The sequence below is a fragment of the Tunturibacter gelidoferens genome (genome assembly GCF_040358255.1).
Classification (GTDB): Bacteria; Acidobacteriota; Terriglobia; order Terriglobales; family Acidobacteriaceae; genus Edaphobacter; species Edaphobacter gelidiferens.
The window spans coordinates 2,792,820-2,808,579 of record NZ_CP132938.1 but is presented as its reverse complement, the minus strand read 5'-3'; the positions used below and the strand labels follow the sequence as shown (position 1 = coordinate 2,808,579).

13 protein-coding genes and 1 pseudogene are annotated in these 15,760 nt (G+C 58.7%); 9 read left to right on the top strand and 5 right to left on the bottom strand.

Features of this window, described 5'->3' with window-relative positions:
• The first annotated feature begins 9 nt into the window (after positions 1-9).
• The 3 genes from rplS (at position 10) to RBB81_RS12535 (ending at position 1,962) form a co-directional block, all read left to right on the top strand.
• Entirely contained in the window at positions 10-369 is a 360-nt protein-coding gene (rplS, locus tag RBB81_RS12545) for a 50S ribosomal protein L19 (protein WP_218892334.1), read from the top strand.
• A gap of 97 nt (positions 370-466) precedes the next feature.
• Positions 467-1,243 carry a ribonuclease HII gene (locus RBB81_RS12540; RefSeq protein ID WP_353070854.1) on the top strand — a complete coding sequence of 259 codons (777 nt, stop codon included), beginning with the start codon at positions 467-469 and terminating at the stop codon, positions 1,241-1,243.
• A complete protein-coding gene (locus tag RBB81_RS12535) occupies positions 1,234-1,962 on the top strand; it encodes a PIG-L deacetylase family protein (protein ID WP_353070853.1) in 729 nt (242 codons plus the stop codon). The genes RBB81_RS12540 and RBB81_RS12535 overlap by 10 nt, the downstream gene beginning before the upstream one ends.
• Here RBB81_RS12535 and RBB81_RS12530 read toward each other — a convergent pair.
• Positions 1,959-3,131: a DUF2235 domain-containing protein gene (locus RBB81_RS12530; RefSeq protein ID WP_353070852.1), complete on the bottom strand. Its 1,173-nt coding sequence runs from the start codon at positions 3,129-3,131 to the stop codon at positions 1,959-1,961. The genes RBB81_RS12535 and RBB81_RS12530 overlap by 4 nt on opposite strands.
• Positions 3,132-3,315: 184 nt before the next feature.
• Between RBB81_RS12530 and pdxH the strand changes: the two genes are divergently transcribed.
• The gene (gene pdxH / locus RBB81_RS12525; protein WP_179582324.1) at positions 3,316-3,912 is read left to right on the top strand and encodes a pyridoxamine 5'-phosphate oxidase; all 597 of its coding nucleotides are present in this window, start codon (positions 3,316-3,318) and stop codon (positions 3,910-3,912) included.
• 15 nt (positions 3,913-3,927) lie between these two features.
• Here pdxH and RBB81_RS12520 read toward each other — a convergent pair whose 3' ends face one another.
• Both RBB81_RS12520 and RBB81_RS12515 read right to left on the bottom strand, forming a co-directional pair.
• Entirely contained in the window at positions 3,928-4,308 is a 381-nt protein-coding gene (locus RBB81_RS12520) for a hypothetical protein (RefSeq protein WP_353070851.1), read from the bottom strand.
• A 232-nt stretch (positions 4,309-4,540) separates the two neighbouring features.
• Positions 4,541-6,664 carry a DUF1800 domain-containing protein gene (locus RBB81_RS12515; RefSeq protein ID WP_353070850.1) on the bottom strand — a complete coding sequence of 708 codons (2,124 nt, stop codon included), beginning with the start codon at positions 6,662-6,664 and terminating at the stop codon, positions 4,541-4,543.
• 598 nt (positions 6,665-7,262) lie between these two features.
• Here RBB81_RS12515 and RBB81_RS12510 point away from each other — a divergent pair.
• Positions 7,263-7,784, top strand: coding sequence for a GNAT family N-acetyltransferase (locus RBB81_RS12510; RefSeq protein WP_353070848.1), 522 nt, complete (start codon positions 7,263-7,265; stop codon positions 7,782-7,784).
• A 905-nt stretch (positions 7,785-8,689) separates the two neighbouring features.
• Positions 8,690-8,920: a hypothetical protein gene (locus RBB81_RS12505; RefSeq protein ID WP_183788860.1), complete on the top strand. Its 231-nt coding sequence runs from the start codon at positions 8,690-8,692 to the stop codon at positions 8,918-8,920.
• Here RBB81_RS12505 and RBB81_RS12500 read toward each other — a convergent pair.
• Complete coding sequence (locus RBB81_RS12500) at positions 8,917-9,627, bottom strand: sulfite oxidase heme-binding subunit YedZ (protein WP_353070847.1); 711 nt, start codon at positions 9,625-9,627, stop codon at positions 8,917-8,919. The genes RBB81_RS12505 and RBB81_RS12500 overlap by 4 nt on opposite strands.
• 126 nt (positions 9,628-9,753) lie before the next feature.
• On the opposite strand from RBB81_RS12500, the pseudogene RBB81_RS12495 reads away from it, so the two are divergent.
• Positions 9,754-10,494: pseudogene (locus RBB81_RS12495) on the top strand (YoaK family protein); the annotation flags it as partial.
• A 151-nt stretch (positions 10,495-10,645) separates the two neighbouring features.
• Here the strand turns inward: RBB81_RS12495 and msrP are convergent.
• Entirely contained in the window at positions 10,646-11,638 is a 993-nt protein-coding gene (gene msrP / locus RBB81_RS12490; protein ID WP_183788864.1) for a protein-methionine-sulfoxide reductase catalytic subunit MsrP, read from the bottom strand.
• A gap of 343 nt (positions 11,639-11,981) precedes the next feature.
• Between msrP and RBB81_RS12485 the strand changes: the two genes are divergently transcribed.
• Positions 11,982-14,807 (top strand): PIG-L family deacetylase, encoded by a 2,826-nt coding sequence (locus RBB81_RS12485; RefSeq protein WP_353070846.1) that lies wholly within the window; start codon positions 11,982-11,984, stop codon positions 14,805-14,807.
• A 50-nt stretch (positions 14,808-14,857) separates the two neighbouring features.
• On the top strand, positions 14,858-15,625 hold the full coding sequence (locus RBB81_RS12480) for a 2-keto-4-pentenoate hydratase (RefSeq protein WP_353070845.1): 768 nt from the start codon (positions 14,858-14,860) through the stop codon (positions 15,623-15,625).
• Positions 15,626-15,760: the final 135 nt, after the last annotated feature.

Here is a 15,760-nt window from a genome sequence, read left to right as displayed (position 1 = left end):
AGTTGTGTCATGTCCATTCATCCGATTATGCAGAAGCTGGCCGCAAAGTTAGAGCGGACCGATTTACCCGCGTTCGCCCCCGGCGACACAGTTCGAGTTCAAGTAAAGATTCGTGAAGGCGAGAAAGAGCGTCTGCAGGCGTTTGAGGGAATGGTCATTGCCTGCCGCAAGGGCGCGCAGGGATCCTTCACCGTTCGCAAGATGAGCTTCGGTCAGGGCGTGGAACGCATCTTCCCGTACAACTCCAAGGTCGTCGACAAGGTCGAGAAGGTTCGCTCCTACGAAGTTCGCCGTTCGAAGCTGTTCTATCTGCGCGGTCTGCGCGGTAAGGCTGCTCGTCTGCGTGAGGTTGAGCGCGCCGCCAAGTAGGCATTTCGTTCCCTGTTTTCCACTGAGCTTTACACTAAGCCACGACTTCGGTCGTGGCTTAGTTTTGCGCGGTGGGTTTACACTCGACCTTGAAGGCATGGCTTCGACTCCCTCCACTCGTGCTCCCCGAACGGTGACTGCTGCTACCGCAAAGCAGCGCATGTTGAAGATGCTTGTTTGCAGCGATGCGCCAGAGCAGGCTCTGCGGTATTACGGTTTTCAACGAATCGCCGGGGTGGATGAGGTGGGGCGTGGGGCGCTGTTTGGGCCGGTGGTGGCGGCTGCGGTGATTCTGCCGGAGTGCCTCGACGAGTTGGCGAACGCAGGATTGAAAGATTCCAAGCAGATGACACGGGAGGAGCGCGAGTCTCTCAACCAGCAGATACGCGGGATGGCGCTTGCGGTTTGTGTGGCGGAGGTCGATGCCGAGACGATCGATCGGGTGAACATCTACCAAGCTACACGGATGGCAATGCTGGCTGCGGTGAAGGGACTGACGCTCGCGCCGGATCATTTGCTGATCGATGCTATGCGGCTCGATCATCCCTGTCGGCAAACGAAGCTGATCTATGGCGACGCGCTTAGCCTTTCGATTGCCGCCGCTTCGGTGATTGCGAAGGTGCATCGTGATGCGTTGATGCGTGAACTGGACGCTGTGCATCCGGGATACGGACTGGCTTCGCATAAGGGATATGGGACGCCAGAGCATCGGCGGGCGTTGGCTGAGATTGGGCCGTGTGCGCTGCACAGGAGGAGCTTCGCGCCGGTGCGCGGGGTCGATCCGGATGCTGAGTTGGAACAAGCGATGTCGGCTGACCTTCTGTTTGAAGATGCCGATCTGGATGCAGGCCTGGAGGAAGCTGAGTGGGCTTGAAGTTGATGTGTGTCGTGGCGCATCCTGACGATGAGTGTTACGCCTTTGGCGGAGCGTTGGCGCTGGCAGCGGATCGAGGAGTTGAGACCTACGTGGTTTGCTTGACGGACGGTCAGGCAGCAACGAATCGAGGCGACGCTGAGAACGGAGAGGCGCTCGGGAGTATGCGGAGAGAAGAGTTTCGCGCCTCGTGTGAAGTGCTGGGCGTTACGCATTGTGAACTGATGGGTTACCAGGACGCGCAGCTAGAGTTTGTTGAATTCTCGAAGACCGCCGAGAGGCTGGTGGAACGGATACGGCGATTCAAGCCGGATGTCTTGATTACCTTCGGCGGTGACGGCGGCCAGAATACCCATGCTGATCATATGATGACTTCTATGCTGACAACCGCCGCGTTTCACTGGGCGGGGCAGCCAAAACGGTATCCAAAAGCGGGGCATCCGCACAAAGCCCAACGGCTGTATTACGTGACTGCAAACTTCTTGATGCCCGATCGACAGCCTGCAATGATGATGCCCTGGACCCTAACGCTGGATATCCGCTCTGTACGAGAGCGGAAGAGCGAGGCATTTCGGAAGCATGTGTCGCAGGCGCCGTTGATGGAAAAGACAAAAGAGATATTCGAGCGATATGGAGCTGAGGAGTTCTACGCCTTGGCGGCTACGACTGAGCCGCAGGCTTGCAAGTTGCAGACGGATCTGTTCGAGGGATTGACCTAGTTCGCTTCTGCGCTCTCCGCACGCGAGCCAGTGCTCGAGCAGTTGAATGGACTGTCAGGCTCCGCATTATTTCTCCAGGCGGGATTCGTGCTCCAGTCGCTGGGCAGATTGGGCGGGCGATAGGACGAATCGACAGCGAGCTTTTGCCAAACTGTTTCGTGAATAACAGAGCCAGGTGGGATCGCTCTGCGAGCGCCGAGAGGGATGCGCCACCTCTTTTTCTTGGTCGCTGCGTCGTAATAGGAGTGAGGAAATATTTCGAGGATCCACCAAAACCCCGTAAGGGAGTTATGTTGGCGCTGTGCGGGATTCGGAGCCACCTCAGTGGAGGGAGTTACTTCTGCGAGAATCTGATTTGCCTGGTTGGGATTGACCAGCAGACCGAGTGAGATGGCTTCGCAGAGCATCCACTGCAACGTGACTTGCGAAAGGCCGGCCTCGGCGCTGGGATAGGAGCCGCCAATGTCTGAGTGGACACCGGCGAACCAGACCTGCTTGATGCTCTGGCCGTCGAAGGGGTCCCCCCAGAGATTATTGCGGAAGTAGCAGCGGCGCTCGTCGATGGAGATGGCGTGGCGGCCATTGGCCATATCGGGGTTGCGTCCGGTGTACGGCAGCTTCAGGGGATCCCATATCCAACCCACCGAGCTGACCGTGTCCCACACACCAACCAGGTGCAAAGGGCATGGTCGGCAGAAGGTTGCTTTGAAGCCTTCGGCGACGTGGAAGGTGTGGGTCATGCCGCCGGCCTTGCGGCTTCGTCTCGCGTACATCTTGACGACGTAGGGGATGAGTCCATCGTTGCCGGGGCAGAGAAGGCCGAACATCTGAAGGACGCCCGCGATGGCGCGTGCCGTAAAGGCTCCTCTGCTGAAGCCGAAGAGGTAGACGTTGTCGCCCTGTTCGTAGACGTCCATCAGGTAGCGATAGGCATCGGAGACATTGCCCAAGAGACCTGCTCCGAAGGCCAGACCCGCAACGATGGAGAGTGCGGCGGTCAGCCTGTTGGTTGAGTTGGGAGAGCCTTCGGTGCCAACGCCGGGATGATAGTAGCCGACCTGCCGCTTCCCGTCGATGAGGAGTGTTTGGTAGAGCTTGACGACATTGGAGTTGTTATCGCCATACGCGTTGCCGGTGCCATCGCAGCAGATAACGATGTTCTTCGCCATGAAGGATCTCCTCGGAGAATAGGTGGACGAATCATATTTGCCGGAAGCTGGGAAAGAAAGCTGTTTCGCGGGAGCAAGGTCGGGAGAGAAAAGTTCCACGCATTGCAAACTGAAGCGGGACCCACGCCAAAGCTCGATCAGATGGTCGTTTGCATCTGTAGACTTGAGGCGAAGCGAGGTTTTGATGAGTGAGATCGATGTTGAAAACGCGGTCGACCCAATTGCGTTATTTGGCTTGTGGATGAAGGACGCCGAGAGGGATGAGTTGAACGATCCGAATGCGGTGGCGCTGGCTACGGCTACACGGGAGGGTGTGCCGAGTGTGCGGATGGTGTTGTTGAAACGGTTCGATGCTCAAGGGTTCTGCTTCTACACTAATGCGGAGAGTCAGAAGGGTGCGGAGTTGAAGGAGAATCCGCGTGCGGCGATGTGCTTTCACTGGAAGTCGCTGCGGCGGCAGGTGCGTATCTCGGGTTTGGTGACTGAGTTGTCGAGTGAAGATGCGGATGAGTACTTTCATAGCCGGTCGCGGCTGAGTCAGCTTGGTGCCGCGGCTTCCGAACAGAGTCGCGTGGTGGCCTCTCGGGAGGTGCTGGTGGAGCGGGTGAAGGAGTTGGACCGAGAGTTTCCGGGGGAGATTCCGCGACCGGCTTACTGGCGAGGTTATGTACTCCGGCCGGAGCAAATTGAATTTTGGAAGGATGGGGAAGGACGCCTGCACGACCGATTTCTGTTTACTAAAGTCGGGGAGGGTTGGCGTAAGGAACGATTGTTTCCTTAGGCTGATGGCGACGGATCAGATCCAGAGTCTGGGAAGGGCACCTGAGGGGCCGGTGAGCGGGTCGGAGTGGGGAAAGCGGACCTTGCGCATGCTTGCGAGTGTTTCCGGGCTGGCGGCGGTGCGGCAGATGTCCCAGTGCTCGTTCTCCGGATAGGCGCCGATCACAAGGAAGTCATCTGAGGCAGAGATGCGGCAGTGGCCGGTACCGGTGGGCAGGACGAGGACGTCGCCGGCGTGTACGGTGAGTGGATCGTTGCCTTCACCGCCAAGGACGAGGTCGGCGTGGCCGGCTGCAAAGCCGAGGACCTCGTGTGCTGTGGAATGGTAATGGTGAAACGAGTAGACGCCGTTGCGCCACTGTGGCGGCCAGCCGTTGGCGGAGAAGATGCGCTCCATGTCAGATGCGAGGTCTCCTGTTAGTGGAAGCGCTTTTCGGTATAACAAGACGGGCAATTGGCTGTTCGGCATCCAGCCGTTGGGTTTGAGATGAAGCTGTTCGGGCATTGCAGTCAACGGAGTTTCGATTGCAGACGCTAAGGTTTTGGTGGTTGCAAAGCTGGCAGCTACGAAGCCAGTCGCGAATTGTCTGCGGTCAATTGATGTCATGTTGAATGAGATGGCGTGGAGGTTAGCGGAGTTGGAACTCGGGGCTGCCCATGACGAGAGCGGTCAGCAGGTTGAGGGTGTCGGTGGAGTTGGTAGTGGGAATTTCGGTGATTTGCTTATGGATGAGTTGATTGGTCTGGGCGGAAACGTCGTTACCGATGAGCGTGTCTTCGAGGACGTGGAGGGCTATGTCCTGGCCGGCTGCATCGGGTGGGGGCTGGTTCGTGGTGCCGTTGTGGATCTCGGCGGAGAGGAGAGCCTCGGAGAACTTTGCGCGGTTGGATTTTTCGGTCTCGGACATCTGTGGAGATGGTGAACTGGCGGGTTGAGACATGAGGCCGAGCGCGAGAACGTGGGCTGAGTCGAACTTTTGATTGGCAAACTTGCTGCCGGTGAGGGAGTAGGCGAAGTTGAGGCGGTCTACAAGAGCGGTGGAGTTCATCCACTGGTCTGCGGTGATGTAGTAGCCGGTTGGGGGAAGCGCGTAGTAGAGGGGCATACCCATCGTCTTCAGGGTATTGACTAGGGCGCCTGGGTTCGCCGGGTCGGTGGCGGTGGTGCGGAAGGCGGAGGCGACGAACTCCATCGGAGTCTTCACCTTGTTGCGGAAGTACTTCTTCGAGTTGAACTCAGGGGATTGGACGAGGGTGCGGAGGATGGCTTTGATGTCTCCGTCGGTGGCGAGATAGCTGGCGGCCATGCGGTCGACGAGAGCAGGTGGTGGGTCGTCGGCGACGAAGCGCTGAGCTAATTTGTAACTGATGAAGTGCGCGGTGTGTGGGTCAGCGGCAAGGGCGGTGAGAGCTTCGATTCCCTCTTTCATGCCGACTTGCGTCGCCGCTGGAGATGCATTGGGTAGGACAGGCTCTGAGGAGATGGTGCGCTTCAGCCATTGCTTGGGGCCGGGTTCGTGTTTTTTGTAGTCGTACTGGAAGGGGCCACCCTGGTTGGCGCGATCGACGGTCCAGCCGGTGAGGACGGCGGCGAGTGCGGTAACGTCGGCCTGGGTGTAGCCACCGTTGACGCCTACGGTGTGGAGTTCCATGACTTCCCTACCGTAGTTCTCGTTGAGGCCGTGGTTGCCCTTCTTCGAGTTGGGGTTGGCGGGGTTGACGCCGTTGGCCTGGGAGTCGGGGCCGATAGAGAGCCAGTTGTCGAGGTAGACCATCATTGCCGGGCTTTGGGCAGTGGCTAGGAGGAGATCGCGGAACTTGCCGAGGGCGTGTTTGCGGATGGCGTCGCGTTCGTAGCTGGTGGTGTACCAGGTGTCGGAGTCTTTGCCGATGAAGATGTTGAAGTGGTTGAACCAGAAGTCGTCCATGACCTCCTGCAGTTGGCGCTCGCTGAGGATGGCGCGGAGGATCTTGGCCTGGGATAGCTCATCGACGATGTAGTGGGGCGCACCGATGTTCGCAGCCATGCCGTTGAAGATCTCGCGCTCGCGGGGGTTGAAGTCGGCTAGCAAGAGATTTTTTTGGTCTCCGGCGACGTAGGTGGTGAAGGCGATGCGCTCGGGGACGGAGAGCTTGATCAGCGCGGCCATCCGTTGATTTTTAGGGAGGGCGAAGAGCTCTCCGGCGATGCGGGCGGCCGTGTCCTGGTCGGATTTCTTCTGGGCGGCGGCTTCGGCGTCGGTGGGTGGGGGGATGATGAGCTGGCCCTTTGCGTTGGTCTTTTTACTGTCGATGTCCTTGTTCAGTTTGTAGACCTGAACCTCGTACATGGCGAGGAGGAGGGGGTCGGTGGGGTAGGGGCGCTTGCCTTCGGCGGTGATGGCGATGGTGAAGTGGTCGGGGAAGAGCTGGAGGGCCTGGTCGGGCTGGAGGTTGAGGGTGGTGTAGTCGGCGAGGCGGTGGTCGAGGGCGGCGTCGGGGATGGAAGCGGGGTTGAGTTGCTGCTCGAACCACTTTTCGGGGGTGAGGGCGATTACTTTTTCGAGGTCGCCGGGGCGGGGGCCGAAGGTGAAGCGGTTGAGGAACTGCTGGGCTCGTTCCTGCTGGGTGAGGGGGATGAGTGGGGCGGATTTGGGCGGGTTGGCGGCCTTGGGTTTGGTGGGCTTGGGGGAGGGTTTGGGCGAAGGTTGCGTTTGCGGGCAGGCTGGCGCGGCGACGGATAAAGCAAGGAGAATCGGTAAGAACCTTCGCATAGACGCCTCTGGCTGATTAGACCTGACATCGAGTTCGAAGTTGCGCTCCAGGGCTTGAGAGAGGTGGCGGTACCTCCCCCTCCCCCCTTGGGGGTATTTTGGGCGTAAAATCTTTCGATTCATTGGCTTGCGGGTGGTGCTTGCCTGTAAAATATTGCAAATAAGAGGGTTACGCACAAAATACTTGTTATCAGGGAGTTAGCTGGGAAGTTTGGTGGCGGCGATTCCCTTCTTTCATCCTAATATCAAGTATAGCTAGTGGAGGGTAACTGATACGCCACGCGAATCTGCTGGATTGGCACGGGTTTTGGTGAGTTGGGGGCTTGACAGGTTTTTTTGATCTGGAACGTTTTGAGGAGGACAGCGACGGCTGGAGTGTTTGGGTTGGAAGGTTCGGACGGTACGGGTTGGTGGAAGGTCTCGGGATCCTTCGATGCACTCAGGATGACGGCAAGAACAGACTACGGATTCTTCCCATTCGACTTCGCTCAGGGTCGGGATGACGACGAAGAACAAATAATGGCAACTTACGAATACAACAAAATCGACAACAGCCGGCGGGCTTGATCGTGCTGCGGCTGGACGATATGGTGGGCGCATGGCAGAGATTCGCGCGGCGGCGGGTGAGGATGCGGGCGCGATTGCCCATGTGCACGTTGAGAGTTGGAGGACGACGTATGCGGGGATTGTGCCGGAGGCGTACCTGGCAAGTCTGAATGTGGCGGAGCGCGAGGCCTCGTGGCGGGAGTGGCTGACGCTTGATGTCGATGTGTTTGTTGCCGAGGTGGACGGCGACGTTGTTGGGTTTGTCGGTGGCGGTGCGATACGGGAGCCTGTGGAGGAGTTCGACGCGGAGTTGTTTGCGATCTATCTGCTGCGGGAGGCGCAGAGGCGTGGGATTGGGACGGCTCTTCTGAGGAGGCTGGCTGTGTCGTTGAAGGCGAGAGGGTTCAGGAGCATGGTGGCGTGGGTGCTCGAGGACAACTCTTCTGGTGGCTTCTATTCGCGGTCGGGTGCGGTGCGGGTGGCTTCGAAGGAGATGGAAGTGGGTGGGGTGATGCTGCTTGTGGTGGCTTATGGGTGGGTTGATCTTGGGATGATTGGGGCAGGTGTTTGGTAGTGGATCAGTTTGAACTCCCGGCAACCAAAGTTACCTATAACCCCGTTTCTACTAGCTGACTAGAATGATGGAGGCAGTTTGTGTGTAAGGCAGGTGCTATTGGCTAATCAAGAGAAGAAAGATGTATATCCTTTTTCGTTCATGGTGCTGATTTTCTTGGCTGCTGTCATCGTTTCTTCGATAGCGAAACAGCACACGAATAGTAACGCGGCTTGGGGAACAGGAGCCTGCACTATCGCACTGATAGTCGCCGCCAAAGCTCGCTGGGATCTTAACGGAAGATGGTGGTTTGGGTTGCTCTATGTGTGGGAGCGGCGTTACAACTACCACTCATATTCCTCATGCCGTGGGCTGCGCCTCATTTGACCGGAATCGGTGCAATGGCATTTGTCATCCCGGGATTTCTGATGGCATTGGGGTGCGTATTCCTTGCCGAGAAGGTTTTTGCGAGCAGCACTCGTTCCAAATAACGCTCATCAGAAGCCTAACTGTAGGGCGATTTGTGCCAAGGCTCTAGGGCGAAGAAGCCATCCCTCGCATTTTGGAGAGGCAAATAGGACCTCTCCCACAAAGTCGCATTATCGGCAACTTCGGTCATTTACTCCAAACTGGCCCACTACACGGGTGTTTGATGGTGGTCTTTTCGTGGTGAGTTTGTGGTGGGATGATGGTGGCTTGTGGTGCGCCCGCAACGACAACAGCGACCGCAGCGACAACAGCAGATCCTCCGCTGCGCTGCGGAATGACAAACAAAAAACAGGCAACGACAACGGCAACAGCAACGGCAAAGGCAAATACGGGGGTCTTGACGGATACCGCAGCATGAATTGGTTCGCTGCAATTGAAAGCTGTAGCCACAATCCACTGCACTGTTCACGGTGAGACTGTGAACAGCTTCGGTCGAGATGACGATTTTTTTTGGATGGAAGAGCGGCAACGGTTGGAGTGTTTGGGTCGGAAGGTTCGGACGGTATCGGTGGGTGGAAGGTGTCGAGATCCTTCACTCCGTTCAGGATGACGGCAAAAACAAACTACAGATTCCTTCCCCATTCGGCTTTGCTCAGGGGCAGGATGACGGCGAAGAACAGACAGCGGCGACGCAACTAAAAACGGCGATTGGTGCTTGTGTGCGCTAGACGGAGCTGGGGCGGGCGGGGATGGGGGTGGGCTTTTTGAGGCGCTTTAGGGCGGTGTAGGCTACGCGGGCGAGGAGAAGGATGGTGAGGACTGCGGTGTCCTTCCATGGGGCGTTGTTGCCTTTTTTGACGAGCCACCAGAAGTGGACGATACCGGCGATGGCGGCGAGATAGACGAGGCGATGGAGGCGCTGCCAGTTCTTGCCTCCCATGGCGCGCATGATGAAGGCGGGTGAGGTGCAGGCCAGGGCCAGGAGGAGGAGCCAGGCGAAGAGGCCTACCTGGATGAATCGGCGCTTGAGGACGTCGTCGACCATGCGGGGCCAGATGAGCTTCCATTGGGTGACGAGCTCGCCGGGATGTCCGGAGCGGAGACCGGTGAGGGCGGTCTGAAGGTCGTAGCCGGAGAAGAGGAAGATGTAGGTTGCGAGATGGAGGGTGGCGTAGAAAAAGGCGTAGAGGCCGATGAGGCGGCGGAAGCGGATGAGGAAGCCGAGGCTGGTGGCGAGGCGGCGGATGGGGGTGATGGCGAGAGAGGTGAAGAGGAGGTAGAGGGTCCAGTCGCCGGTGAAGTGGGTGATGTAGTTGACAGGGTCGGCGTTGAGGGCGAGGCCGCCTGAGGTGAAGAAGTGCCAAAGCCATGCGATGGGGGCGAGGCAGAGAAGATGTATGAGGACTTTGAGGAGGATGATGGCGCGCTTGGACATTTTTGACTGGGGCTAGTTTAGCTCGGGCTGTTGAATGGGACGCGTTTGTGGGATTTGAGTTACAGAGTTGTCAGGGGGCTGGTGGGCGAGACAGGAAAAACTGCGATGATAGAGGCGGACGGTGCGATGCCAGTTCCTTATCTTCGCAGACTGACGGGAAGTGAACGCACCCAGAGGGCCAACCGGCAGCTTGCGCACTTCCTCGCTTTTATCGCGGGAGCGGCAAATGCCGGGGGATATGTGGCGGTGAAGCAGTACACCTCGCATATGTCGGGGATCGTGTCGGCGATGGCGGATGCGACGGCGGCACAGGATCTCGGGTGGCTGGCGGCGGGAGTAAGTGCCTTGCTGGCGTTCCTGGCGGGCGCGGCGTGTACTGCAATTCTGGTGAACTGGGGGCGAAGACGTTATTTGAATAGCGAGTATGCGCTGCCGATGATGCTTGAGGCGGGGCTGCTGTTGTGTTTCGGGTTGATGGGTGGGCATCTGGCTCGGCATGAGTGGTTTGTGGTGCCAATGACGGTGGCGCTGCTCTGTTTCACGATGGGGCTCCAGAATGCGATTATCACGAAGATCTCTCAGGCAGAGATACGGACGACGCATGTAACCGGCATGGTGACAGACATTGGAATTGAATTGGGGAAGGCTTTGTATTGGAACCGGCGCGGCGAGGATGAGGGGCTTACCGCGGTGCGGGCAGATTTCGAGAAGCTGTGGCTGCTGGTGTCGCTGGTGGGATTGTTCTTTGTCGGCGGCGTGGTGGGGGCGGTGGGATTCAGGCGGATGGGCTTTGCCGCGACGCTGCCGCTGGCTGTAGTGCTGCTGATGCTCGCGTTTGTTCCGATTATGGACGATGTGCGGGAGCGGAGTGCTTCTTAACACTCTGTCTTCAGGAACAGGGACTAAGGATGTGTCCTGCCGGACGGGCGCCCTGCGCGGGCCGCGGTCACTTCGTGACTTGTATACCGCTTCGCGTGGCGCTCCCGTTGGTCGCGAGCCGGGCGCACTTCCGCTTAGTTCAATAAAATTTTTTGAGGTCCATGCCGGCGTAGAGGCTGGCTACTTGGTCGCCGTAGCCGTTGAACATTTGAGTGGGGATGTTGCGGGGGAGGAGGCTTGTGTCGAGGCGGCGCTCGTGGGCCTGGGACCAGCGGGCGTTGTCGTAGTTGGGATTGACGTTGGAGTAGAAGCCGTACTCGCCGCCATCGGCTTCGTTCCAGGTGGTCTCGGGCTGCTTGTCGGTGAAGTGGAAGCGGACGATGGACTTCGCGGATTTGAAGCCGTACTTCCAGGGGACGATGACGCGGACGGGAGCTCCGTTCTGGTTGGGCAGGACCTGGCCGTAGCAGCCGAAGGTGAGGAGGGTGAGGGGGTTCATGGCCTCGTCCATGCGGAGGCCTTCGCGATAGGGCCAGTCGTAGCCGGAGGGCTCGTCGGGCATAACTTTTTTGTTGTTGTAGGAGAAGAACTGGACGTATTTTGCGCTGGGGAGAGGCTGACAGAAGTTGATGAACTCGGAGAGGGAGTAGCCGTCCCAGGGGATGATCATGGACCAGGCTTCGACGCAGCGGTGACGGTAGATGCGCGATTCGAGCGGGCGGTAGTGGATGAGGTCGTCGATGTTGATGGTCTGGGGCTTTTTGACCATGCCGGTGATCTGTATGGGCCACGGGCGGGTCTGGAGGCGGTAGGCTTCGTGGGAGGGGTCGGATTTGTCGGTGCCGTACTCGTAAAAATTGTTGTAGGAGCTGGCCTTGGCGAGGGGAGTTTGCGGGTCGTCGAGGGTGTACTTGCTGGGGATTGTTTTGAGCGGCTCGCCAGCTGCGTGCACCGTTGTTGGAGGGTTGATGAGGGAGGGGATGGTGCGGGCGGCGAGGGCGGCGGCGCCGAGGGTGGCGGCGGAGGTGAGGAAGCGGCGGCGGGTCTGTTGATGCTGCTCGAAGACGTGCTGGGGGGTGATCTCGGAGGAGCGGATGGTGGCTTCGAGGCTGGGAGATTTGGGGAGAAGCATGGGGTGGTTCCCTCTGTTACAGGTTACTGCTAATACATAGGACTCGGCGCGGGGCTGGTGGTTACAGGTGCTGCTTGAATAGAGAAGCAGGCGACACCAAAGGCGAAATGCGGGGTTCTTGACGGATACCGCAGCATGAATCGGTTCGCCGCAATTGAAAGCTGTAGCAGCAATCCACTGCTCGGTTCACGATGAGACTGTGAACCGCTTCGGCCGAGATGACGGTTTTAGTGAATAAGATTCAGATCTTATTACCCCATAGTATGTACGGCTGGGGTTGATTGGTGGATGGTGGGATTTCTGGCGTGATTTGGGGCGGTTGGGTGTGAGAGATTAGAAAGTAATGACTTCTAAACGGGTTGTGGCGGGTCTGGCTGCGGTTTCGGTGATGGCGCTGGTGGTGGCGGGCGGGGTTTTGAGCTGCCAGGAGCTGCGGGAGACGGCAAATCTTGCCGGGGAACAGGTGAAGCCGGCGGTTGGGGTGCAGAAGATTGCGGCGAATGAGGGGTCGGCTGCGCTGTGGCAGAGTCTTGTGAAGCTGCGGACGCGGGCGAGCCTGATGATGATTGTGGCGCATCCGGATGATGAGGATGGCGGGATGCTGACGTATGAGGCGCGGGGACAGGGCGCGCATGTGGCGATGCTGACTCTGACTCGGGGTGAGGGTGGACAGAATTTGATGTCTGCCGATTTTGATGATGCGCTGGGGTTGGTGAGGACGCAGGAGCTGCTGGCGGCTGGGCGGTATATGGGGATCGACCAGATGTGGGGGACGGAGGTGGACTTCGGGTTCTCGAAGACGAAGGAAGAGGCGCTGGAGAACTGGGGGCATGATCGTGTGCTGTACGACGCGGTGAGGGCGGTGAGGCTGTATCGGCCGCTGGTGGTAACGGCGGTGTTTGTGGGCGGGATTACGGATGGGCATGGGCAGCACCAGGTGTCGGGTGAGATGGCGCAGGAGGTGTTCGATGTGGCGGGTGATCCGAAGGTGTTTCCGGATCAGATTGCGGCGGGGTTGATGCCGTGGAGCCCGCTGAAGGTTTATGCGCGGGAGCCGTTTTTTTCTGTGACGTCGAAGGGGATGTATGACTATGCGACGGGAAAGTATGCTCCGTCACGGTTTTATAACTATGTGACGAAGGAGTGGACGACGGAGTCTCCGAAGGCGAATGTGACGGTGCCGGAGGGAGACTATAGCCCGGTGCTGGGGATGACGTATTTGCAGTTTGCGCGGATGGGGCTGGGGTTGCAGAAGTCTCAGAACGGCGGGATGGGGATACCGGCGGCGGGGAGGTTCGATGTCTCGTATCACCGGTATGCTTCGCGGGTGAAGACGGGTGAGGAGGAGAAGGGATTCTTTGATAGCGTAGATGTTTCGCTCGGGGGGATGAGCGCGCTTGCTCCGGGCGAGAGTACTTTTTTGAAACAGGATCTGGGGAAGATCGATGGGTTGGTGGGGCAGGCGGAGGCGGTTTACAAGATTGCTGCGCCGGAGAAGACGGCTCCGTTTTTGCGGGATGGATTGAAGGCGACCGATGAGTTGATTGCAAAGGTTGATGCGAGTGGGCTGACGGCGCGGGAGAAGTACGATCTGCTGCATGAGCTGCGGGTGAAGCGGATGCAGTTCAATGATGCGATTGTGCAGGCGTTGGGGATTAGTCTGCGGGCGCAGGTTGCGGTGAAGGCCGATAGTGGGCCATTTGCGCGGTTTGGAGATGGCGCGGATACGTTTGTGACGGCGGTGCCGGGGCAGAGCTTTGCGGTGAAGATGCTTGTGGTGAACGGGAGCAAGGTGCCGGTGACGTTGAAGGCTGCGGGGTTGGCTTCGAGTGCGGGAGCTACTTATGAAGACTCGGGGGCGAAGGCTGGTGAGGGGGCGAAGACGATTGTCAGTGGGGTGGCGTTTGAGGATCTGTTTCAGGTGAAGCTGCCTGCGGATGCGGCGGTGACGCGGCCTCCGTTTACGCGGCCGGGGATTGAACAGGCTTACTACGATGTTTCAGATCCGGCGATGCGGAATGCTTCGCTTGCCTTGCCTGCTCTGACGGCGTGGGTGACGGTGGACTACGACGGGGTTGATGTGAAGCTGGGGCAGGAGGTGCAGACGCTGCATAGGGTGACGGGGCTGGGAACGGTGTATGAGCCGCTGGTGGTGGCTCCGGCGATCTCGGTGGCGGTGTCGCCGTCGGCGGGTGTGGTGCCGCTGACGGAAAAGACGCTGATGGTAACGGCGAAGGTGAAGAGCAATGTGAAGGGTACTGCGACGGGGACGGTGAAGCTGGAGTTGCCGAAGGGGTGGACGGCGTCTCCGGAGCAGGCGGAGTTTTCGCTGGTCAAAGATGGGGATTCGGTGGATGTGCCGTTTGTGGTGACTCCGGGGAAGATGGCGGAGACGGCTTATACGATGACTGCGGTTGCGAGTTATGAAGGCAAAGAATATCGCGAGGGGTACAAGACGGTTGGGTATGCGGGTTTGCTGCCTGCGAATCTTTATCGTCCGGCGACGTATCGGGCGCGAGGGGCGGATGTGAAGGTGGCTCCGGGATTGAAGGTGGGGTATCTGCCGGGGACCGGGGATGAGGTGCAGGCGTCGCTTGAGAATCTTGGGGTGCATGCGACGACGTTGACGATGGGCGATGTTGCTGGTGGGAAGTTGAGTGGGTATGACGTGGTGGTGCTGGGTGTGAGAGCTTATGCGGCGCATCCGGGACTGGCGGCGGCGAATGGGCAGCTGTTGCAGTATGCGAAGAATGGTGGCGTGGTCATTGTGCAGTACAACCTGGGGAACTTTGACTACGGTCCGTACTCGTATTCACTGGGAGACGCTGAAAAGGTGGTGGACGAGAGGGCGCCAGTGCGGCTGCTGGTGCCGGAGAGCTTGGTGTTGAGTTGGCCGAACAAGATTACGGAGCGCGACTTCGATGGATGGGTGGAGGAGCGCGGGCACGGGTTTATGGGGACGTGGGACTCGCAGTATGTTGCTCCGCTGGAGACGCATGATCCGGGACAGGATCCGCAGAAGGGTGGGCTGCTGGTGGCGAAGACGGGTAAGGGCGCCTATGTGTATGTGGCGTTTGCGTTGTATCGTGAGCTGCCGGAGGGAGTGCCGGGAGCTTATCGACTGTTTGCGAATCTGTTGAGTTTGGGGAAGAATACGGCGGCGAATTAGATCGTTTGGCTGCGAGACAGAGGCAGGCTGGTTGGGAGACACTGGACGACATGATGACCGGTGAGAGAGAAAGACAGCTGATTGAGGCGGCGGATCTGCTGCTGGATGCGCGGCGGACTGGGGTACCGATCGAGGATCTGCCGGAGCCTTTGCAGCCGAAGAATATGGACGAGGCTTATGCGCTGCAGGATCGCATTGCGGAAGCCTATGGGGAGATAGGCGGCTGGAAGATCGGGGCTCCGAGTGCGGAGGCTACTCCGATATTTGCGCCGATGCCGCTGGCGTGGGTTGCGCGGGATGGCGCAGTAGTTGTCGGGGTGCGGAGGTATCGTGGGCTGGAGGCGGAGATTGCTTTTTTGATGGGTGAAGATCTGCCACCGAGGGCCACGCAGTATTCCAGGGATGAGGTGGTGGCTGCGATTGCGAGCTGCCATCCAGCGATCGAGGTGATTGAGAGTGGCCTGCTCGATCCGCTGAAGGCGGCGCGGATGTCCATGCTTGGCGATCTGCAGATGCATGGCGGGTTCGTGTACGGCCCAGCGGTGGCGGATTGGAAGAAGATCGATTTCAAGGCCGAGCATGTGATGATTGCGGTCGATGGTGCGGTGAGGGTGGAGCGGACGGGATCGAATACTTCGGGGGACTTGATGCGTCTGCTGCCGTGGCTGGCGAATGAGGGCGCTGCCAGGACTGGTGGATTGAAGGCTGGACAGTGGGTGACGACGGGAAGCTGGACCGGTGTGACCCTAGCAGTTCCGGGGTCTACTGCGAATGTAAAGTTTTCTGCGGCGGGCGAGGTTCATCTGCGGTTTGAGTAAATCGAAACGCGGGATTGTGTTCGGCTTTTGATTGCAGCTGAGAACTTCTTTGACGTAGAGGAAAGCGACAGCAAAGGCGAAGACAAAATGCAGGGGGCTTTACTCCGTTCAGAATGACAAAGCTTTCTCTCCACA

Bases quoted from the DNA above. Each gene is read 5' to 3' on its own strand.
- RBB81_RS12505 (WP_183788860.1), top strand. From the start codon at position 8,690: ATGACGATTTTTTTTGGATGGAAGAGCGGCAACGGTTGGAGTGTTTGG.
- RBB81_RS12540 (WP_353070854.1), top strand. From the start codon at position 467: ATGGCTTCGACTCCCTCCACTCGTGCTCCCCGAACGGTGACTGCTGCT.
- RBB81_RS12480 (WP_353070845.1), top strand. From the start codon at position 14,858: ATGATGACCGGTGAGAGAGAAAGACAGCTGATTGAGGCGGCGGATCTG.
- rplS (WP_218892334.1), top strand. From the start codon at position 10: ATGTCCATTCATCCGATTATGCAGAAGCTGGCCGCAAAGTTAGAGCGG.
- pdxH (WP_179582324.1), top strand. From the start codon at position 3,316: ATGAGTGAGATCGATGTTGAAAACGCGGTCGACCCAATTGCGTTATTT.
- RBB81_RS12485 (WP_353070846.1), top strand. From the start codon at position 11,982: ATGACTTCTAAACGGGTTGTGGCGGGTCTGGCTGCGGTTTCGGTGATG.
- RBB81_RS12515 (WP_353070850.1), bottom strand. From the start codon at position 6,664: ATGCGAAGGTTCTTACCGATTCTCCTTGCTTTATCCGTCGCCGCGCCA.
- RBB81_RS12520 (WP_353070851.1), bottom strand. From the start codon at position 4,308: ATGGAGCGCATCTTCTCCGCCAACGGCTGGCCGCCACAGTGGCGCAAC.
- RBB81_RS12510 (WP_353070848.1), top strand. From the start codon at position 7,263: ATGGCAGAGATTCGCGCGGCGGCGGGTGAGGATGCGGGCGCGATTGCC.
- RBB81_RS12530 (WP_353070852.1), bottom strand. From the start codon at position 3,131: ATGGCGAAGAACATCGTTATCTGCTGCGATGGCACCGGCAACGCGTAT.
- RBB81_RS12500 (WP_353070847.1), bottom strand. From the start codon at position 9,627: ATGTCCAAGCGCGCCATCATCCTCCTCAAAGTCCTCATACATCTTCTC.
- msrP (WP_183788864.1), bottom strand. From the start codon at position 11,638: ATGCTTCTCCCCAAATCTCCCAGCCTCGAAGCCACCATCCGCTCCTCC.